The organism is Stutzerimonas stutzeri (assembly GCF_000219605.1).
In the GTDB taxonomy this organism is placed as follows: domain Bacteria; phylum Pseudomonadota; class Gammaproteobacteria; order Pseudomonadales; family Pseudomonadaceae; genus Stutzerimonas; species Stutzerimonas stutzeri.
Genome location: NC_015740.1, coordinates 1271787 through 1291563, shown reverse-complemented (window position 1 = coordinate 1291563; position 19777 = coordinate 1271787). Strand labels below are relative to the sequence as shown.

21 protein-coding genes are annotated in these 19777 nt (G+C 67.1%); 3 read left to right on the top strand and 18 right to left on the bottom strand.

Going from position 1 to position 19777, the window contains the following annotated elements:
- Positions 1-28 precede the first annotated feature (28 nt).
- Complete coding sequence (locus tag PSTAB_RS06130) at positions 29-949, bottom strand: nucleotidyl transferase AbiEii/AbiGii toxin family protein (RefSeq protein ID WP_013982150.1); 921 nt, start codon at positions 947-949, stop codon at positions 29-31.
- The gene (locus tag PSTAB_RS06125) at positions 942-1700 is read right to left on the bottom strand and encodes a type IV toxin-antitoxin system AbiEi family antitoxin domain-containing protein (protein WP_033949182.1); all 759 of its coding nucleotides are present in this window, start codon (positions 1698-1700) and stop codon (positions 942-944) included. Before PSTAB_RS06125 ends, PSTAB_RS06130 begins: the two co-directional genes overlap by 8 nt.
- Positions 1701-1923: 223 nt before the next feature.
- On the opposite strand from PSTAB_RS06125, the gene PSTAB_RS06120 reads away from it, so the two are divergent.
- Positions 1924-2295 carry a DUF3742 family protein gene (locus PSTAB_RS06120; RefSeq protein WP_013982148.1) on the top strand — a complete coding sequence of 124 codons (372 nt, stop codon included), beginning with the start codon at positions 1924-1926 and terminating at the stop codon, positions 2293-2295.
- Between the two features lie 7 nt (positions 2296-2302).
- Here the strand turns inward: PSTAB_RS06120 and PSTAB_RS06115 are convergent, their stop codons facing one another.
- The 16 genes from PSTAB_RS06115 to PSTAB_RS06040 all read right to left on the bottom strand — a co-directional run bounded on the left by PSTAB_RS06115 (position 2303) and on the right by PSTAB_RS06040 (position 16362).
- A complete protein-coding gene (locus PSTAB_RS06115; protein ID WP_013982147.1) occupies positions 2303-3826 on the bottom strand; it encodes a conjugal transfer protein TraG N-terminal domain-containing protein in 1524 nt (507 codons plus the stop codon).
- 15 nt (positions 3827-3841) lie between these two features.
- Positions 3842-4195, bottom strand: coding sequence for a hypothetical protein (locus PSTAB_RS06110; RefSeq protein ID WP_013982146.1), 354 nt, complete (start codon positions 4193-4195; stop codon positions 3842-3844).
- Positions 4192-5598, bottom strand: coding sequence for an integrating conjugative element protein (locus PSTAB_RS06105; protein WP_013982145.1), 1407 nt, complete (start codon positions 5596-5598; stop codon positions 4192-4194). The genes PSTAB_RS06110 and PSTAB_RS06105 overlap by 4 nt, the downstream gene beginning before the upstream one ends.
- A 10-nt stretch (positions 5599-5608) precedes the next feature.
- On the bottom strand, positions 5609-6553 hold the full coding sequence (locus PSTAB_RS06100; protein ID WP_013982144.1) for a TIGR03756 family integrating conjugative element protein: 945 nt from the start codon (positions 6551-6553) through the stop codon (positions 5609-5611).
- Entirely contained in the window at positions 6550-6999 is a 450-nt protein-coding gene (locus PSTAB_RS06095; RefSeq protein WP_013982143.1) for a TIGR03757 family integrating conjugative element protein, read from the bottom strand. The genes PSTAB_RS06100 and PSTAB_RS06095 overlap by 4 nt, the downstream gene beginning before the upstream one ends.
- A 168-nt stretch (positions 7000-7167) precedes the next feature.
- Positions 7168-7662: a RadC family protein gene (radC, locus tag PSTAB_RS06090; RefSeq protein ID WP_013982142.1), complete on the bottom strand. Its 495-nt coding sequence runs from the start codon at positions 7660-7662 to the stop codon at positions 7168-7170.
- A 195-nt stretch (positions 7663-7857) separates the two neighbouring features.
- Entirely contained in the window at positions 7858-8601 is a 744-nt protein-coding gene (locus PSTAB_RS06085) for a DsbA family protein (RefSeq protein ID WP_009397200.1), read from the bottom strand.
- Between the two features lie 13 nt (positions 8602-8614).
- Complete coding sequence (locus PSTAB_RS06080) at positions 8615-11503, bottom strand: conjugative transfer ATPase (RefSeq protein ID WP_013982141.1); 2889 nt, start codon at positions 11501-11503, stop codon at positions 8615-8617.
- Positions 11503-11937: a TIGR03751 family conjugal transfer lipoprotein gene (locus PSTAB_RS06075; protein WP_023094193.1), complete on the bottom strand. Its 435-nt coding sequence runs from the start codon at positions 11935-11937 to the stop codon at positions 11503-11505. The genes PSTAB_RS06080 and PSTAB_RS06075 overlap by 1 nt, the downstream gene beginning before the upstream one ends.
- Entirely contained in the window at positions 11918-13351 is a 1434-nt protein-coding gene (locus PSTAB_RS06070) for a TIGR03752 family integrating conjugative element protein (protein WP_013982139.1), read from the bottom strand. Before PSTAB_RS06070 ends, PSTAB_RS06075 begins: the two co-directional genes overlap by 20 nt.
- Positions 13341-14255: a TIGR03749 family integrating conjugative element protein gene (locus tag PSTAB_RS06065; RefSeq protein ID WP_013982138.1), complete on the bottom strand. Its 915-nt coding sequence runs from the start codon at positions 14253-14255 to the stop codon at positions 13341-13343. Before PSTAB_RS06065 ends, PSTAB_RS06070 begins: the two co-directional genes overlap by 11 nt.
- The gene (locus PSTAB_RS06060; protein ID WP_013982137.1) at positions 14252-14944 is read right to left on the bottom strand and encodes a PFL_4703 family integrating conjugative element protein; all 693 of its coding nucleotides are present in this window, start codon (positions 14942-14944) and stop codon (positions 14252-14254) included. Before PSTAB_RS06060 ends, PSTAB_RS06065 begins: the two co-directional genes overlap by 4 nt.
- Entirely contained in the window at positions 14941-15351 is a 411-nt protein-coding gene (locus PSTAB_RS06055; RefSeq protein WP_003140993.1) for a TIGR03750 family conjugal transfer protein, read from the bottom strand. Before PSTAB_RS06055 ends, PSTAB_RS06060 begins: the two co-directional genes overlap by 4 nt.
- Before the next feature lie 12 nt (positions 15352-15363).
- Complete coding sequence (locus PSTAB_RS06050) at positions 15364-15732, bottom strand: TIGR03745 family integrating conjugative element membrane protein (RefSeq protein ID WP_003140995.1); 369 nt, start codon at positions 15730-15732, stop codon at positions 15364-15366.
- 22 nt (positions 15733-15754) lie between these two features.
- Positions 15755-15994, bottom strand: a complete 240-nt coding sequence (locus PSTAB_RS06045; protein ID WP_003140997.1) for a TIGR03758 family integrating conjugative element protein — start codon at positions 15992-15994, stop codon at positions 15755-15757.
- A complete protein-coding gene (locus PSTAB_RS06040; protein WP_013982136.1) occupies positions 15991-16362 on the bottom strand; it encodes an integrative conjugative element protein, RAQPRD family in 372 nt (123 codons plus the stop codon). The genes PSTAB_RS06045 and PSTAB_RS06040 overlap by 4 nt, the downstream gene beginning before the upstream one ends.
- Positions 16363-16393: 31 nt before the next feature.
- Here PSTAB_RS06040 and PSTAB_RS22175 point away from each other — a divergent pair, with 31 nt between their 5' ends.
- Both PSTAB_RS22175 and PSTAB_RS06030 read left to right on the top strand, forming a co-directional pair.
- Positions 16394-16786, top strand: coding sequence for a helix-turn-helix domain-containing protein (locus PSTAB_RS22175; protein WP_425444919.1), 393 nt, complete (start codon positions 16394-16396; stop codon positions 16784-16786).
- Between the two features lie 58 nt (positions 16787-16844).
- Positions 16845-19724 carry an SNF2-related protein gene (locus PSTAB_RS06030; RefSeq protein ID WP_041771669.1) on the top strand — a complete coding sequence of 960 codons (2880 nt, stop codon included), beginning with the start codon at positions 16845-16847 and terminating at the stop codon, positions 19722-19724.
- Positions 19725-19777: the final 53 nt, after the last annotated feature.

Sequence of the window (19777 nt, the reverse complement as noted above, 5' to 3'; positions counted from 1 at the left end):
CGGCAAGTGGGGCGCTGCGGGATGTTCGTCAGCTCTGGCCCAAGCCGGTGTCGAGGGCGGCGGATTGCGCTGCGAAGTCGTCGGGACGGCGCTTGCGGAAGGTTTCGAGATTGGCGAGCTTCCAGCGCAGTGCCGGCAGTTGCGCGGCGTGCTGGCACTGCACCAGCGACCAGTCCGGTTCTGCGCGCGCCAGCCCGCTCAGAAACCGCCTGTGCGCGGTGTTCAGTCGCTGTGGCAGCTCGCGCCGCATCCTGGCGCGAGCGTCGAGCAGTGTCTCCAGGGAGCAGTCCACTTCGGTCATGCCGACAAAGGCCCGCTCGTACTCGCCGGCGATGTCCTTGTCGTTGCCGAACAGCACTTCGTGAGGCGGCCGGTTGTGGCCCGCCAAATAGATCACGAAGCACTCGACCATGCCGTCGCTGATGTCGCCCGATTCGTAGAGCTGCCACACGTCGAACAGGTCGCGGGGGTGCTGCCGATCCAGCGCGGCCACCAGCTTGCTGGCGTACAGCTCGTCCGGTGCCAGAACCGGCAGCTCGAACTCGACGCCGAACAGATCGCTGGTCTTGGCGCTCAGCGGCCGCCGCTCGACGGGCAGCACGCTGCCTCGGAACACGACGTTGACCTCGATCTTCACCTGGCTGGCGTCGTTCTCGACGATCAGCTTGGTGTCGCCCAGGTCCTTGGCGCGAACCAGGCGTGTCTGCACGCCCAGTGGTGCAACGCGCGCGGCGATGGCGGCCAGCTCCTGGTTGATGGCTTGCAGCGCTTCGTCGCGCGGCGTCTGCCATGGGAGGTACACCACGTCGATGTCCACCGACAGGCGCGGCATGTCCCGCACGAAGAGGTTGATGGCCGTGCCGCCCTTCATGGCGAAGATGTCGTTGGCGAACACGTCGGGCGCGACGGCCAGCAGCAGGCGAACGGTGTCCGCGTAGGTCTTATCCATGAGGTTTCAGGCTCAGCAAGGTGCCGTCATCGAGCCGGCTCATCCAGCGCGTGGTGCTGCCGGTGCGAACCGGGTACTGCTCCAGCAGGGCATCGACATCCACAAGGCTGGTCTCGCGCGCCCAGGTCAGGAACAGGCGCACGGCCTTCACGCTGGAGCAGCAGGACAGCAGTTGCCCGAGCAAGTCCTTGCGGGGGGAACGCAGTCCATCGAAGAGGTTGCGGGCCTCTTCGAGGCTCTGCTTGACGCCGGCTTCGTACAGCAGCTCCAGCACGGCACGCTCGGGGGCTGCCACCCGCAGATCCTCGGGTAGGCCAGGCGGCGTGGTCAGGGTCTTGCCGGCCAGCGCCGTATCCGGCCAGTCGAACAGGCGGGCGTGGACGTAGCGGGCCGGAAAGCGCGAAGTGAACCAGGCCGGCAACGCGAAGCGACCGTCGCCCCACAGCACCAGCGCCTCCCGGCTGCCCAGGTTGTGCCGCACACCCTGCAGGGCCAGGGCGCTCTTGCCGCCGACGTGCAGGCCGGGCACGCGCTGTTGCAGGAACTTCAGCGCACCGTAGACCCCGAATTCATCGTTCGGGAAGGCATAGACGCCATGGGCCAAGCGCACGAGCCATCCGCCGTCGGCATAGTGGGCGGCGAGCTGGGGCGACACCCCGAACTGGCTCAGGGTGGCAAGGTCGAACGGCGCCCCGCGGGGGAGTCCCGCCTGCAGCCGCTTGATTACCTGGTGCCGAGAATTTCCATCCATGTTATAAAAATAACACAGAATCCAATCGACCCCTAGAGCCATTTCAAAAACGTGCAGGGAAAGTAACATAAGGCTTGATTTATCGTGCAGCATCTAATCGACCTTCGGCCCGAGCCAACCCGGCTCTGCCGGCCGCAACCCGCCCTCCTGATCGCGGTCTATGCTGGAGGACAGGCCACGACCGGCCGCTCCGCGAGGTGAGGCACCACTGAAACCGAGGCACATGAGCATGACCACCAACACGCACAACAGGCGCTGGAGCCACCGGCTGGGCCGGGGGGCTGGCCGTGCCTGGCGTGGATACCTGCGCCGCGAGCAGCGTGTCGCCGGCTGGCTGGTGACGCGCGGGGTGCCTGCGGGCGCGGCGACGGCGGTGCTCTGGATCGTCAAGCTCGCCGTGCTCGGTGCGCTGCTCTACTCCGCGTTCTGGCTGGCCCTGCTGCTTGCCTTTGCGGTGACTGCTGCATGGCTCGTGCAGCACGACGACCCTGATCAAGAGGAACCGCAACCCGAGTGGAGGGAAGGCCCCAACGGCTTCGGGCTTTATGACAAGAGCGACTGGCGCATCGACCCGCATGTGACCGACGACGACTGAACGGCGGTCACTTCTTCGATACAGCGCTCATTGCCATACCAGCGCCACGCCCCCCAGCGCCCTTGGCGTCCGAGGTGGCGGTGGACAACCCCTGCACGATATTTCCCGTGCGAACGCCTGCCCAAGCCAATGCCATGACCCAAAACGTCGGCAGCACGATGAACATCATCGCCATGACGAAGTTAAGGAGCATGTCGCCAAAGGCGTTGTTCAAACCGATCAACGGATCGAAGTTCGTGTGCGGCCTGTCCGCGCCAAACCCCCAGCCGTAGAGCGCATCCAGGATCGTGCTGTCGATCCAGCGCGCGAGCTGGAACCAGAAGTCCACGAAGAACAGCGCGAACTGGACGCAGCTCACCGTCACCACCGTCTTCAGGTCGTAGGTGCCGATCAGCAGCACCAACGGGATGCAGATGACGAGCGCCATCTTGAGCATGGTCAGCACCATCGGCAGCGCCTGGCGCACCACGTCCATCGCCGGAAAGAAGCCCAGCGAGCCGACGGTCAGCGCCAGGTCGCTCGCGCCGCGCGTGACGATGTTCGGCAGCGTCTTGTCGATCTGGCCGCCGTAGTCGGTGTAGACGGCGCCCTGGTTCATCTTCTGCTGCCGCGGTGAGACGACGGCGCGGATCACCGAGTCATTGACCTCGCTCTGCGACAGGAAGCCCGCCCAGCGCCCGATGCGGGTCAGCAGGTCCGGGTCGACCTGTGCCAGCAGCCGGCTACGCAGTCCCTGGCCGCCATCGGCCCACCACTGCTGGCAGGACGGATAGCCGCCGCCGCTGTCCACCTGTGCCAGCCCCGCATCGCGGGTCGCGTCGTAGGGCCAGGCCGTGCGTGGGGTCTTGGCGCGATAGGTGTCATAGAAGCCGGGCGTGTCGAGGAAGTAACTCGACCCGATCCAGGTGACGTCGTTCATCTGCTCGTCGGAGAGCGTCGGCCGGTTCATGAACAGCTTGGCGCGCGACGGCCCGTAGCAGTCGTGCGTGAAGTCGGCGACCTCCTGTGCCAGCACCGGATCGTCGATGCGCGTGGCATCCACATCCATGCGAATCTGACGCAGGTCCGTGCCGCAGGGAATCGCCGCCACCGCGGAGCCCGTCACGGCTTTCGACAGCGCGTGCATGAAGAACCACCACACCGGCACCAGCGCGCTCTGGTCGTTGAGCGCCGTGTAGACGTTGGACCAGCCCGTGTCGTTGGGCAGCGGGACGTTGACCTGGCATTGCGCGGAGCGCGTGGTGTCGAACCTGATCGTGGCGAGATCCACCGGGATGAACGGGATGCCCGCGAACATGATGACCACGATCGCCACCCACACCCGGTTCTCGATGCGCATCGACGACAGCACGCCCTTGTTGCCTTCGTCCGCACCTTCGCTGCGGGCCTTGAGCCATTCCTGGATCACGATGGCCACGAACGGCAGCGCGAACACGCCGCTGGCCACGAGGATGCTCCAGATGCCGTTGTTGACCACCCAAGCCACCAGGGTCAGGTAATACTCCAGGTAGTCCGTGGTGTAGAGCGTCATGCCTGCCTCCCGGTCTCAGCCGTGCCGCAACAGTTGGCTGGCTTCCAGCGCGACCACGGCGATCACGGCCGCGATCTCCGTGCGCAGCAGGCGCTGATGCGTCTCGCGGGACGGCTCCCGCCGCAACAGGCGCCGACGCATCCACCACCAGCCGTAAGCCGTCGCTCCGTAGAGGCACAGACGCCACACGAAGAAGTGGCCGGCGTGCGCCTGCAGCCAGTGCTGCCAGCCCTCGATGCCGCCGACCACGTGGATGCCGGCGATGTTCACCGCCACCGCGGCGGCGACCACCAGCAAGGTCCACAGCAGCGCCACGCCGACGCGGCGGTTGAACAGCCATGCAAGCCGCAGCCAGGCGAGCCGGCTCATGGCGTACCGCTCCGCGGCTTCTGGACTTCCCGCAGACGGTCGCGCGTGGTGTCGCCCTCGAAGACGCCGCGCGAGCCGGCAGCGCGGGTGCTGTGGCGCTGGATGATCGCCATGGCCGAGTTGCCGGCCAGCGTGCGGCGCAGCTCCAGCTCGGTCTTGAGGTTGTTGATCTCCTGCTCCAGCGCGCTGTTCTCCTGGTCGACCGCCTGCACGGCCAGCTCGTTGGCGGCGACGTTCGGCTCCTTCTTGCCGGTCAGCAACGTGCGTTGCAGCAGCAGGGCCTTCTCCAGCACGCTGGACAGCGCCGCCTCGGACGCGAGGCGCCGGCCCAGCATGTCCTGGTCGGGTTCGTCACGCAGGGCCTCGATCACGCCGCGGGTGATCGGCAGCGAGCTGCTGCCGGCTGCGTCGAGATTGGCCAGCGTCGTCGGCCGGGCGCCCGTCACCAGTTCCTGCAGCGCCTGCAGCTTGGTCTCGTACTCTTCCTGGATCATTGGCGTCAGCCCGACGCCAGGCGTGGTCTGGGTCTTCGTGCAGTTTTCGCAGGTGCGCTGCTCGCGTTCGCCCAACACGCGGGTCGCCCAGTCCGCGGCCGCCTGGGGCGAGGACCAGGTTTGGCAGGTCAGGCGGTTGCCGCAGGCGCTGCGCGCGATCGACGAGGTATCGGTGGCGCTGCGCCCGTTGAGCAGGTTGTAGCCCGCGCGCGTCACATCGCCGACCACCTTGATCGAACTCTGACCGGAGCCGCCCGCGTTGCCGCCGCCGACCCAGGGCACGCCGTTGTTCCCTTTGTTGGACTCGGCCTGCTCGATGGCGGAGACGGCATCGGTGCTGCTGACCGCATCCCGCAGCGCCATCCCTTCGGCGAGCTGGTCCCAGCCGGCCTGGCCGCCGGCCATGTCCGCCATCCGATTGGCGATGGCCCGGCAGGTCATCTTCGAGCGGTCGAAGTCCAGGCGCGCCTGGAGGATGCCGTTGGTCAGCAGGTTGTAGAGACCCGGGTCGGCGCGCTGGATGATCAGCGCCGGCAGCGAGGCCACGGCGCTGGTGGCATTCTGGATCACGTTGCTCATGATCGTCTGGAAGCCGTTGGTGATGCCGTTGAGCTGGTTCTGCAGCGTCGTGGTGATGCTCATGTCGCCGCAGATCAGGTTGCTGTTCCAGCCGACGCCGACGCCGATGCTCTGCATGTTGCCGGCACCACCCATCGACACGGCCCGGCCGCCGCCGATGCTGTAGAGCACGTCGTCGCCGATCACGCTGCCGCTGACGTTCACGCCATTGGGGTCGATGCGGGTCTGCGCCCAGGCGACGCCGACGACCAGCGTGATGGCCGCCACGAGCAGCGTGGCCCGCAGGAGCGACTTCGCGCGGTGCAGGAAGTCAGGGAGGGAGGCGTTCATCGTGGGTTCCTCACATGAAATCGACGCTGCCGAGGAAGACCTGGCCACGGCGCCGGCAGCAGGAGTACGGCCGCCACAAGGCCCAGGCGTAGTCGCCTTGCTGGGCCTGCACGCGGGTGCGGCTGTGCGGGAAAACCACGCAACTGTTCGAGAGCGTGGGTGTCAGCTCCTGCCACTTGCCCGTCGAGGCGTCGGTCTCCATCAGCGCGCCGGCCGGCCAGTAGCCGTCGCGGGCGTTGGCCAGCAGAGGCTGGTACACGTGAATCTGGTTGCGGCGCGTCACGATGTCGCCCGCGCGCTGCGCGACCACGGCGCCGCTCTTGTGGTCGTCGGTCTGGTGCAGGAAGCCACCGCGGGGATACACGTTGCCCCAGAGGTTCAGGCCGGTGCGCGTACCGATTTCGCGCCGGCCGGGGATGAGCGCTTCGGGGTAGAACGCTTCCGGGATGTTGTAGCGCCAGGCGATCGTGTCGAGCGTGCTCAGCAGATACGGCATGAAGGCCGTGCCCGCGCCTTCGCAGGTGTAGCCGGAGGCGCTGGCGAACTGGCTGAACACCATCCCGGCCGGATGGCCGATGACATCGGCGTTCTTGAACTTGGCGAGATTGTTCTCGTTGTCGTGGTTGGTCGTGCCGTCACCGCCCGCCTTGGCGGTCGGGTTGGGCATGCTCATCGCCCTGACCTCCAGCCACGGGTTTTCGCCGGTGTTCGAGTAGCTCGACACCACCGCATCGGGGACGTAGTGGCGCACCTTGACGGAAGTGCGAACCGAGCAGCCGAAGGGCGTGCAGTACAGCCAGTAGCAGATACCGACCACGCGGTATTCGAGGCAGTCGGGGGACAGCGCCGACGAGACGATGGTGGCGGTGTCCAGGGCGAACGTCGACGTGGCCGTGCTCAGCAGCAGCGAGGCGACGGTGGCGCGCAGGCGCCGGGATGCCAGCAGGAGACTCATGGCTGCGTGCTCCGGTAGGCCTTGATGCGCGCGACGGCGCGGGGCACGTCGGGCTCGCCGTAGACCACGTAGCGTCGATCGACCACCACGGCGGGAATCTTGGCGATGCCCAGTCCCCAGGCATCCGCGACACCTTGGTAGGCATGGCCGATGCGGCGTTGGAGCGCCTCGCCGCCGTCATGCAACCGCTGCCGCACCAGGGCCGCGGCCTGTTGCGGGTCGGCCGGCAGGTGCGCGGCGAGTTCGACCTCGATGCGCGTGGCCTGGTCCAGCTCGATGATCCGCACGCCGGCCGGGGCCTGCACCGGATGACGGCTGTCGGTGACGATGAGCACATCGGCGGCCGCCGCGATGGGACCGAGCAGCGCGGCGCACAGTCCAGCGGCCAGCCTCGTGGCCAGGGGGCGCCGCGAAGCGGCAGGAAGGTTGAGGGAATGAGCCGGCATGTCGCGCCTCCGCGGAGTCGATGCAGACTCGTAGTCGAGCGCAACGCAGATCAGGGGACGACAAAGAAACCGAAACCGGTCAGTCCCGATTTCTCGGCGGGTCGGCGAAAGGAAACGGGAGCCAAGGGCTCCCGTGGTGATGACATGAATGCGCGTCCGCTGGTGCTGCTACAGCAAGCCGGCTTCGGCGAACGAGTACGGGCTGCCCTTGCCGACGATGAAGTGATCCAGCACCCGGACATCGACGGTGGCCAGGGCGCTCTTCAGCCGCTCGGTGATCACACGATCGGCGGCCGAGGGCTCGGTGTTCCCCGAGGGATGCTGATGCGCCAGGATCAGCGCCGAAGCGTTGAGCGCCAGCGCACGCTGGACCACCACCCTCGGATACACCGAAGTCTGGTCGACCGTGCCCTTGAACAGCGGCTCGTAGGCGAGCACCTGGTGCTGGTTGTCGAGAAACACGACGGCGAAGATTTCGTTCGGCTCCGCGACCAGTTTCAGGCGCAGGTAGTCGCGCACGGCGGCGGGACTGCCCAGCGCTGGACCGGCCTTGAACACGCGATTCTCCAGCAGGGTGATGGCCTGCCGGATGATCCAGTCTTCGTGCTGGGCGGCGATCAGGGTGAGCGACTCCGGGCGGGAGTCGGCGATGGCAAGAGACATGGCGAACCTCCAATGGATGAGATCGGAGGGCGCCTGCCCCAGGAGGGCAAACCCTCCGGGGGACGATGGGGATGGAACAGGTGACGAGCGGGCATCCACCACCGCGGATGCGGTGGCTGTTCGCGTCAAGGGATGCGATGCGAACGGGTTTCGATCAACGCGGACGAGCCGCGCCGCAGCCTTGAAGATCGATGGCTACCTGGGCATGTCACCGGCGACGCCGGCGGGCATGTCTGGGGAATGGGCGGGTTCGGCTGCAGTCGTGCTGCCGGCGGCAAGCAGGTCGATGGCCGACAGCAAGGCATCGCCTTCGACGGGGCCGTGCAGCAGGAGGGTCTTGCCGGACTCGCGGTCGCGCAGTTGCAGGGCCGGCGTGGCCGCGATGCCCTGCTGTGCTGCTTCCGCCGCCTGGGCACGGATGACCGCATCGGGGCGATCGCTGTCGAGACAACCCTGCATGGCTGGCGTGAGGTCGGGATAGCGCAGGCCCTCCGGCAGGCCCTGGCCGTCGCCACGGGTGTGCGCGTAGAGCCACGCCACGGCTTGCCAGAACGTGGCATGCCCGCCGGTCTCGCCCGCGCACTCGGCCAGGCGCGCCCCGGCAGTCGCGGCCGGCTCGTGCATGGACAGCGGCAGGTGGTGCCACTGCCAATTCACCTCGGGATGGGCGTCGATCCAGCGCTTGAGCGCGGGGAAGTAGGCCCGGCAGTACGGACACTCCAGGTCGGCGTACCCGACCACCGTGAAGCTCGCATCGGCACGGCCATACAGCCAGGGCGGGCCGGCCGGTTTCGGCGCTTCGGACCCGGCGGCGGCCAGGGGCATGGACTCGGTTGCCGGATGCGGCGCGCGCAGCAGCATCCACGAGGCCACCGCAATCGTCGCCACGATCAGCAGACCGATCCGGGGATGACGGCGGGCGAATGAAGGCATGCGCATCGTGTTGCTCCCGTCAGGCCAACGTATCCAGCGCCAGCGGTTCGATGCCCCGCGCACGGTCGATCTTCTCGGCCACGCGGAAGGCGGCATCCAGCTCGCTGATGCCGTGCTGCTGCATCAACTGGAAGCGTTCGGCCTTCTCCTCGGGCTCGGTCATCGCCATCGCCAGGTAGAGGCTGGGCGGCACGGCGCGGAACAGCACTTCCATCGACTTGGACAGGATGACGCCCTCGCTGAACTTGCCGGCCTCCTTGCGTGCCGAGAGCATCAGCGCCTTCTGCGAAGCGTTGAGTTCGCGGAAGCGCGCGATCTTCTCGACTTCATCGGGTGGCATCGACAGGCAGATCCACCACTCGATCATGTTGAGCATGGGCTCGGCCGCTTTCGGCAGGTCGTCCAGGTTCTGCGTGGCGAGCCAGAACCAGGCGCCGAGCTTGCGCCACATCTTGGTGATCTTGACCACGTAGGGCGCGAGCAGCGGGTTCTTCGTGATGATGTGGCCTTCGTCCGTCACGTTGATGATCGGGCGGCCCAGGAACTGGTCGCGCTCGGCGATGTTGTTGACCGTGTTGATGAGCGAGATGTAGGCAATCGAGAGTTGGGCGTTGTAGCCCTCGCGCGCGAAGGTGGCCAGGTCCACGATGGTGATGTCCGCCTCGGGCCACGGCGTGCCGGACCGGTCGAACATCTCGCCGTCCACGCCCTGGCAGAACATATCCATGGCGTCGGCCATCTCCAGCAGCCGTGCGCGCCGCATCTCCGGCAGCGTGGCGTCGCGGGCGCGCTCGCGCAGCGCGTCGCGCACATCGCGTGTGAGCACCGTGCGTTCGTCCGCCACGCAATGCTGTGCCGCATCGAGAATGCACTGGCGGATCAGGCTGCGGTCGGCGCGGGTCATGCGCGCTTCTTCCTTGTCCTCGCCGCCGGTGATCATCAGTCGTGCAGTGATTTCCAGCTCGCCGAGCACGTCGCGCTGCTCGTCGCCTTCCACGGCCATGCCGGCATCGGTCTGGTCTTCGTCGAGCGCATCGGCGTCCAGCGTCTGTACCTGGCTCGGCGTATCGACCAGGCGCCAGGCGTCGGCGAACGGCGCCAGACTGACGCCCGCGCCCGGCGAGAGCTTCACCCGATGCACGGTGAGGCCCAGCCGTGCCGCGAAGTCGCCGAACAGGCCGAAGCTGTTGCCCGCCTCGACGATGAACAGGCGCGGCCGATAGATCGCCGTCACCTGATTCAGGATGTTGTTGAGCGTCGCGCTCTTGCCCGAACCCGTGGGGCCGAACAGGAACAGATGCGCGTTCATCTGCCGGTCGAGGCGGTTCAACGGATCGAAGGTGATCGGGCCGCCGCCGCGGTTGAAGAACGTGATGCCCGGATGCCCCGTGCCCTGACTGCGGCCCCAGACCGGCGCCAGGTTCGCCGCGTGCTGCGCGAACATGAGCTGGGTGTACCACTGGCGCTTGTCGGCCGCCGGATCGAACACGCACGGCAGCCAGCGCAGATAGCTGTTCAGCGGCGCCACCTCGTCCTCTTCGCGCACCGGTTGCAGACCGGCGTTGAGCATCACGTTGACGAGCTGCAGGCCGCGCGCATCGAGCTGGGCCAGGTCGCGGCCGCGCAGGTAGAACGCCAGCGCGCCGCGGTAGAGCTTGTGCGCGCTGCCGATCAGGCCGCGCGCCTGCTGCACGTCCTGCCGGGTCTGCTCCGAGGCCAGGGTCTCGCCGACGGCTTTCCTGGCGAGGTGGTTGAGGTGCGCCTCCAGAACGTCCTGGGGCGTGGCGACCAGCGTCAGGCACATCACCGTGTCCTCGGGCATCTGATCGAACAGCGCGTTCATGGCATCGCCGCCTTTGCGCGTCTCGCCCGTCAGATGGCCGGTCACGGGTGGCGTGCGCAGGCGATCCATCACGATCACCCGATGCGGCATGCCGTCGAAGAACCACAGGCCGTTGGGCACGTCCGAACGTGGCTGGCCGAAGAACAGGCGCTGCGCGAAGTCGGTGCCGCTGGCGAGTTCGATCTCGCCCTCCTCCCGCTCTTCCGGGTAGCGGGTCAGCGCGTAGAAGCGTTCCCGATCTTCGGCAGTGGCGCCGAGCAAAGTCGGATTCGGGTTGAACCAGCGCAGCAGCCAGGCGTGGATGTCCGCCGCGCCGAGACGCCGGGCTTTCACGCCGGCATTCGCCAGCCCGCCGACGAGGCGGTCGCAGATCGTCGTCAGCGCCTGCTCGGGCGACTGGCCGCGCCGCGAAGCCGGGGCCGCGGACGTGCGGCGGTAGACCACCATGCGCACGCGCCGGACCTGACCGCGCCACGGCAGGCGCGTCACCGTGGTGTCCTCGAACAAGCCACCCGGCTTGGCGATGGCCCGCAGATGATGGGCGAAGAAGCGCAGGTAGAAGTCGCTGAACGCACTGCCCTGCGCACGCGGCTGCAGATAGTTCGCCAGGGAGCGCAGATAGTTGTCCCAGTCGGCCTCGTCCTGGGCGTAGAGCTGCACCACCCAGGGGTTGTCGTCCAACTCGTCGAAGGAGTCCTGCAGGGCGTTCTCCAGCGCATCGCGCGCCTGCCATAGCCAGGCCATCTCGCGGCCCTCGGTGCCGACCGGCGCCAGCTCGAAGAAGGCCGCCACCGACTGGCCATCTTCCAGCAACATGCACTTGCTGCCGGGCAGGTACTCGACCCAGGGCAGCAAGTCCGCGAACGACGGCGCGACGCCATAGAGCGCATCGTGGTCGGCCTGGGTGGCCGGCCTGCGCCGGCCCCGGCCGAGCGCGCTGCCCGGCTCGGCGACACCCTGTGCCACCAAGGCCGCCACGTGCCGTGCCCAGGCATCATCGGTCGCATCCACGGCGTCAGCAGGCGATGCGTCGCCCTTGCGTGACCACGACAGCGACCAGGCCATCAGTAGTCCTCCACGCGCTCGCCCGGCATCGCGTACTGCACGCGCTGGTAGAGCGGGAACACCGTGCTGTAGCCGGGCACCGGAACCGGGTCGGTGCCCGCCAGGTGCGGGAACACGTACATCACCAGGTCGGGGTTCGGCAGGCGGTGGAACTGGCGGTAAATCTCGTTCTGCGCGGTGCGGGTGTAGCGCGCCTGCACGCCGGGCGCCGCCTGCACATCGGCCTCGGCCAGCGGCCGGCGCAGGCCCTGGCGCGCATCGAGCAGTTGCCGCGCGGCCTGGCCGCCGCCCGCGCTGCCGCCGGTCTCCCGATGCCAGATGTCGAGCATGGTGCTGTCGCCGTGCGGCAGCAGCTTCTCCTTGCTGGTAGCGCAGCCGCCGAGCAGGGTGGCCGCCAGCAGCACGGCGGCCGCGTCAATCCAGATCCGAGGCATGGGCTTCTCCGGTGCGGTGGTGAACCCGACGCCCCTTGGCGTCGTAGTCGATGTCGAGCGGCTGCTCCAGATGCACGGCCACCTTGGCGCCGGGCTGCACGTAGACCGCCGCGAAGGCCTGGCCGTAGAGCTTGTTGACCCAATCGGCCATGTCGCGCACGCCGCCCGCGAGGATGCGGCCCATCGCTTCGTTGCCGCTGATGCCGACGGTGCCCAGCGAGCCGTTGCTGTTGGCGACCACGGCCACGCTGCCGTTGTCGGACTTGATGAGCGAGGCCGCGCCGGCGCCGGCCGCGGTGATGAGCGCCTGACTGCCCAGGTACTGCTGGGCGTTGCTGCGCCGCTCGCCGCTGACGCAGGGAATGCCGTAGGGGTCGCTGATCCAGCCCAGGCCGCCCTGGATGCTGGCGCCGTTGTGACCCGAGTTGCCGCCGCTGCTGCCGCCCTTGCCGCTGTCCTCCGGCACCGTGCGGATGGTGCCGTCCTGGAACACGAACGTGACCGAGCGGATTTGCCCGCGCACGCACGAGAGCGTCCAGTCGCCCGAGGCCGTGCCGCTGACCACGGCGCCGGCCACGTCGGGGATGTCGATGCCGTTGGCCGTGAGGTTATCCGGGCCGATCAGCACCTTGAACGGGTACGGGTCGTTGACCGTTCCATCGATCGGCACGCGCCCGATCAGCGCCGTCATGGCAATCGACCCCATGAGCGTCGAGTTCGACGGCACGGTGTAGACCGCCTTCGTGGAGGCACCCACCGCGCGGCTGCCGACGTCGGCGACGGATTCCGCTGCGGCCGACAGGCTTTTCTGGGCCGGCCCGAAGCTCAGGGGAAAGCTCGGCTCCTTGCTGGCGTTCTTGGCGTCGACCTTGGCATCGTCGGGCTCGACCCACTGCGTACCACCGACGCCGCGGTTGAAGCGCTTGCCGTCACCCTCTTCCAGCCCCAGCCCGACGGGCAGGTCGGACGGGCCACCCTTGCCGGCAAGGCCGTCCAGTTGCCGCTGCAGATCCTGCAGCAGCCCCTGGGTCTGCTGCCTGTCGCTGGCCACCTGGGTGCGCTCCTGCTCCAGGCGGTTGCGTTCGCCTTCCAGCGCGCTCTGGATGCGCTGGTCGATCGCGCTTTCCCGGGCACGCAGGCGCTCGTTCTCGGCCTTGTGCTGCTTGTTGTCGCCGAGCGCGCTCTGCAGCTCGGTGCGCAACTGCTTCACCTGGGCCACCAGCGTGGCGACGGTATCGCGCGGCGTGTCGCCGGCGATGCCCAGGGCTTTCATCTCCTCGGGCGTGAGCGTACTGGCCGCGCCCTTGGGGGCGGGCTGGCCGCCGGGGGCGCCGGAGAACAGTTTGACGCCGACGAACACCAGCAGCAGCGCCATCGGGATCAGCAGCCACTTGAGCAGCGGATTACTTTTCATCGCGCGCGCCTCCGGTCGAGCCGGCCGCGGCGGCCGGCGGCAGGTTCGCGGTGGCATCGATCGGGCTCAGCGCCGGCAGCAGCGACTCGGCCAGGCCGTGGCCGCGCGTGACCAGGTAGAGCACCGTGGTGTCGGACGGAGTGCCGGCCGGACCCAGGTTCGGATGCTGGAAGGTCGCCGCCACGAAGTTCCCCTGCAGGGCGCGCGGGTCGAGGTCGAGCCAACGCGCGGCGGTGTTGGTGAGTCGCACGGCCGTCACCCACTGGTCTTCCAGGCGCCACGCGGCCAGTGCCCGCGCCTGCACCGGCAGCGTCGGCAGCAAGGTGTCCAGCGCGAGGCCGCGGCGCAGGTTCACGCGCCCGATGCCGGCGACTGGCTCGACGGTGCGCAGCGGCGCGTACAGGTTCTGTGCGGCATGGCGCGTCAACACGACCGATACCGGCGTTTCGCGCCGGGGAACGGATTTGTCTGCGGGCGCATCGGCCTGCTCGTCCGCGCCACTTGCTGCACCGCCGCCGTAGCGCTTCGCGGGGGCCTCCGCTTCCACGATGCGCACCGGCTCCAGCGGCGCCTGGCCGTCCTTCGCCGGCTCGGCGGCGATGTCGAGCAGGATCAGCGCGCCGGATTCCACGTCCTGCAGTTGCAGCCGCGTGGGCGGAATCGGCTCGCTCGCCCGCAGGTAGATCGCGCCGCCCGCACTCTGCACGCGCAGATGGTCGCCGACGCTGGCCGGTACGCCGACGCGCACATTGCGGTCGATGAAGACCACGCGCTCCTGGCCGACCACCAGCGGCACCGGCAGGGGCAGCCGCTCCCAGCGCAGGATTTCCACGGCCTGGCTGGCCGGCACGACACCGAGGATCAGCAGGACGCCGGCCAGGGCCGACAAGGCAACGGGCTTCATGGGGAGTCTCCCTGCAGGTGGCCGGAGGCGTTGGCGGGCGCGCCGGCCTGGGTCGGCGTCGGCGGCGTTTCGATGCGCTGGGGCGCGCTGGCGTAGCAGTCCAGCGCCAGGCCAAAGGGGTTGCGCTCGGGGTCGATGTCCAGCCGGACGACCTTGATGGGGTAGCGCACCAGGGCACGCTTGACCTGCTCGGAGCCGTAGTATTCGTCCGCGCTCACGTCGAGCGTGACGATCCAATCGCGGTCGGAGAGCACCTTGACGCGCGTGGCCGGATCATCGCCGTAGCCGCGGCCGGGAATCTCGTAGATGCCGCGCACGCGCTGACGCAGCTCGCCACTGGCGCGCCGGTACTCGTAGTCCTGTTGCAGGAAGGCCCGGCAGCTCGGCGTCAGGTAGGCCGACAGCGCGCGCAGGTTGCGCGGATAGTCTTCTTCGCCGTTCGTGGGCCAACGCTGTACCTGCTGCCAGATGTAGAACGAGAAGGCATACACGCTCTCGGGCGGCACGTCCCACCACTTGCGCATGCTGCCCGAGCGCAAGTCCGGCGGCACATGGATGGTCAGACTCTTCGGCGCACTCCACCAGCCGAAGCCGAGCAGCAGCGCCACCGCGAACAACGCGCCGGCCCCCAGACGCAGCGTCTTCACGTGCGCCTGCAGGTGCGCAACCTCGTTCCTGAAACGGCTCATGGCGCACCTCGATTGGCGTTGCGCCGGGTCGTCCAGTAGCCCGAGCGGGTGATGAGGCGCTGCCCGCCCAGGAGCGCTGCCAGCGCCGGGTGCCGCAATGCCAGCCGCCACTGGAGCTGTCGGTAGAGCCAGGTGTCGGGCCGGCCGCGCTTCTGTGCGCGCAGAAAACCACCGCCGACGAAGACGCCCAGCGCGATGCCGGCGACGATCAGCGTCGGCACCATGGCGATGCTGTGCGTGAGCCAGGCCAGCGGCAGGCCGAGTGCGAATCCGGCTGCGGCCGACAGGCCGGCGCAGATCCACAACTCGTCGGCGGTCAGCCCGCGCACGACCACCGGCTGGCGATTCAGCCGGTGCGGCAGGAAGCTCACCAGCGTGTCTTGCGGGGTCTCCGAGGGGACGGCCATCGCTTGCCGCCCTCACAGCACGCCGGTGGCCTTGGTGAGCAGCCAGATGCCGACCACCAGCAGGATCGCGCCCACGGCGACCGTCAGGCCGAACTGGCCCCAGGTGGCGCGGCCGGTGTGGATCTCCGAGTAGCGCGTGTAGGCGTGATAGCAGACACCGACGAACATCGAGGCGACCACCAGCAGCGCGATCAGCAGCACGATGTCGTAGCCGTAGTTCTGCAAGGTCTGCAGGATGCCGCTGCCCTGGCCGCGCGAAGGGTCCTCCATGGTCGGCAGGCCCTGCGCGAAGGCCGACAGCGGCAGGCCCGCGAGCGCCAGCGGCAGCAGCGGTGCGGCGATGCGGGACGGAATGCGATGGGATGTCGATGACGTGTTCATGGCGTTTGGCCTTTCGTGACGGTCAGGAGAGGAGGAAGAAGGTCAGTACCAGGTACATCGCCACGAAGCGCACGACGACGGCGAGAAACTGACGCTCGGTGATGCGGTGCTCGGCCCAGCCGACGTAGGCGGTGCGCATGGCCCACACGCCCCACAGCAGCAACACGGCGAACACGAAAGCGAGCACCACGGCAGAGACGGCCGAAGGCGCGAAGCCGCCGTTGGCCTGGAAGGCGGCGACCTGATCGGCAGAGGGCGTCATGGCGATGGCTCCTCGTCGTCGTCGTCGGCGCGGTCACGGCGGACGTAATCGCCGGCCAGCGGGACGGGATCGCGCGGCTGGGCGCGCTGGGGCACGAGGTAGTCCTCCAGGCCGGCGCGAACGCGCTTCAGGTCGGCACGCAGTTGGGCGTAGTCGAAGTGGTAGCGGGCGCGCTCCTGCGGAGCGGTATTGGCGGCGTGCTCGGCGAGGCGGTCGATCAGGTCGAGTTGGCGGGCAAGCGCGGCGAGCTGCTCACGCTCCGAGGCGAGGCTGTCGGCAGCGGCGGCAGGCTGCAGCGCCGAGAACGACACAGCCAACACCACGGCAAGCGCAGGCCATGCGGATGTGCGGCGGTTGGTCTGTCCCATCGTGCCATTCCCCGTTGAAGCGGATGGCCAGATGCTGTGGCGCGCCCTCGCTTCGCGCCGCAGGGAATGGGAACTACGGCATGACCGGATTTGTTGGTCGCGCTGGCCGACATTCGCGCAATGCCTGGTGGATTTCTTGTTGGCTAGCGCCTACCACCCTTTGGTAGAATTGAGCAAACTTGGCAATCCAAAGTCACGAAAGACCAAACCAGATGGTTTTCAGATGAGTGAAGTCGAGAGCGAGATCCTCACGCTGGAGGAAGTCGCGGCCTACCTCAAAGCCGGCAAACGGACGGTCTATCGCCTTGCCCAGAAAGGAGAGATTCCAGCGTTCAAGCTTGGGGGAACCTGGCGCTTTCGCCGCTCGGAGCTGGATCGGTGGATCGCCGAAAGCATCAACAAGAAGAAGCCGGAGGCCGAGTGAGCGCGGACCATGCCAGCCGCCGAATCACGCTCGGGGAAGAACAAGGGGAGGATCGCCGTTGACGACACAGCAGCTTCTGACGCCGCACCAGAGCCAGTACTTTGCTTGGCTGCTGACCAGGCGTGCAGCAGGCGACTCCGTGGAGTCGCTGGCTTCGACTTTGGTCGATTCGCAGGTCGATCTGAATCCCCATCAGGTCGAGGCCGCGCTCTTCGCTTGCCGCAACCCCCTCTCACGCGGCGTGATCCTCGCCGACGAGGTTGGTCTAGGCAAGACCATCGAAGCCGGCTTGGTCATCTCCCAACGCTGGGCGGAACGGCGGCGGAAGGTGCTCATCATCGTTCCAGCGAACCTGCGCAAGCAATGGCACCAAGAGCTGCAGGACAAGTTCGGCCTGCAAGGGCTGATCCTCGAAGCCAAAAGCTACAACGCGATCCGCAAACAGGAGCAGCGGAACCCGTTCCTGTTCGCCTCCGGTCCGATCATCTGTTCCTACCAGTTCGCGAAGGCCAAGGCTGACGATGTCAAGGGCATCGATTGGGACTTGGTCGTCCTCGACGAAGCGCATCGCCTGCGCAACGTCTACAAAACCAGCAACGTCATCGCCAAGACCCTCAAGGAGGCGTTGTCGCGCGTTCACTCCAAGGTGCTTCTGACCGCGACGCCGTTGCAGAACTCGCTGCTCGAACTCTATGGGCTGGTCAGCTTCATCGATGACCGCGTGTTCGGAGACCTTGATAGCTTCCGCTCGCAATTCACTGGCAGAGAGCAATCCTTCAGCAGCCTGCGTGACCGGCTGGCCCCCATCTGCAAGCGCACCCTGCGCAAACAGGTTCAGCCCTACGTGTCGTACACAGCGCGCAAGGCCATCGTCGAGGAGTTCACGCCGTCGAGCGAAGAGCAGGAACTTTCCAGGCTCGTCGCCGATTACCTGCGCCGCCCCAACCTCAAGGCCCTGCCCGAGGGGCAGCGCCAACTGATTTCACTCGTGCTGTGGAAGCTGCTTGCCTCCAGCACGCACGCGATTGCGGGTGCGCTGGAGACAATGGCCAAGCGCCTCCAGGGTGTGCTCGACAAAACCACCGAGGTTCCCGATCTGGCCGAGGAACTCGATGAGGACTACGAGTCGCTCGACGAAACCGCCGATGAGTGGAACGACCAAGGCTCAGACGTCGCAGCACCGAGCCGCTTGGAACGCGATGCCATCGCGGAGGAGATCGACGAGCTTCGCCACTTCAAAACGCTGGCAACCAACATCCGGGACAACGCGAAGGGCAAGGCACTGTTCACCGCGCTGGATCGAGCCTTCGCCGAACTGGATCGGCTAGGCGCGCCCAGGAAGGCCATCATCTTCACCGAGTCCAAGCGCACGCAGGAATACCTCCTCAACTTGCTGGCCGACACGCCATACGGCGACGGCATCGTGCTCTTCAACGGCACCAATAGCGACCAGCGTGCGCAGGCGATCTACAAGGACTGGCTGAAGCGCCACGAAGGCACCGACCGCATCACCGGCTCCAAGACCGCCGACACCCGTGCGGCACTGGTCGAGCACTTCAAGGAGCGTGGCAAGGTCATGATTGCCACCGAGGCCGGAGCCGAAGGCATCAACCTCCAGTTCTGCTCGCTCGTCATCAACTACGACCTGCCGTGGAACCCGCAGCGCATTGAGCAGCGCATCGGGCGCTGCCACCGCTACGGTCAGAAGCACGACGTGGTGGTGGTCAACTTCGTCGACCGCAGCAATGAAGCCGATGCACGGGTGTACGAACTGCTGTCGCAGAAGTTTCAACTCTTCGAGGGCGTATTCGGGGCCAGCGACGAAGTGCTGGGCGCCATCGGTTCGGGCGTCGATTTCGAGCGGCGTATTGCCGAGATCTACCAGAACTGCCGAGAGCCCGAGGAAATCAAGTCCAGCTTCGAGCAACTCCAGCTCGACCTCTCCGGCGAGATCAACGAGGCGATGGTCAAGACGCGCCAGGTATTGCTTGAGAACTTTGATGAGGAAGTGCAAGAGAAGCTGCGCATGCGGGCCGACGACAGCCGCAACGCGCGCAATCGCTTCGAGCGGATGCTGATGGACTTGACCCGCGCCGAACTGGTCCATTGCGCCGCGTTCGATGACGACGGCTTCGATCTTCGCCACATACCGACTGGAATCGAGCACAGCGGCCTCGCGGGCATCGAGCTGGGGCGCTACGAATTGCCCCGCCGCTCCGGCGACGCGCATCTATACCGCATCAATCATCCGCTGGCGCGATGGGGCATCGAGCAGGCCAAGGCTCGGGCACTCGACGGGGCTCGTCTCGTCTTCGACTACAACGCCTACGGTTCAAAGATCAGCACCCTCGAAACCTATCGCGGCAAAGCCGGATGGCTCACCGTGAAGCTGATCTCGGTCGAGACACTCGGCAACCAGGAGCAACATCTGCTGGTTGCCGCGGGCACGACCGACGGCGTCGTGCTCGCGGAAGAAGACCCGGAAAAGCTGCTGCGCCTGCCCGCGACCACGCAGGCGGCCAGTCTGCTCAACGCTCCTGACGCCACCCTGCTGGCCGACGTGGAAGCCCGCAAGACCGCACTCCTGCGCGACGTCAACGAGCGCAACCTCGGCTACTTCGAGCAGGAAGTCCAGAAGCTGGATGCCTGGGCGGACGACCTGAAGCTCGGTCTGGAGCAGGAGATCAAGGAGATCGACCGCGAGATCAAGGAGGTGCGCCGAACCGCCGCGACCTCGCCGACGCTGGAAGAAAAGCTGTCATGGCAGAAGAAGCAGCGCGAACTGGAGAGCAAGCGCAGCAAGCTGCGCCGCGAGTTGTTTGCCCGGCAGGACGAAGTCGAAGCGCAGCGCAATGACTTGATCAGCCAGCTTGAAGTGCAACTCCAACAGCAGGTCGAGGAGCGCACGCTGTTCACTGTCGAGTGGGAGCTGGTGTAATGACTAATCAAGTAGCACCGTTAGACCTGCGCATGACCAGGCCGCGGTTGAAG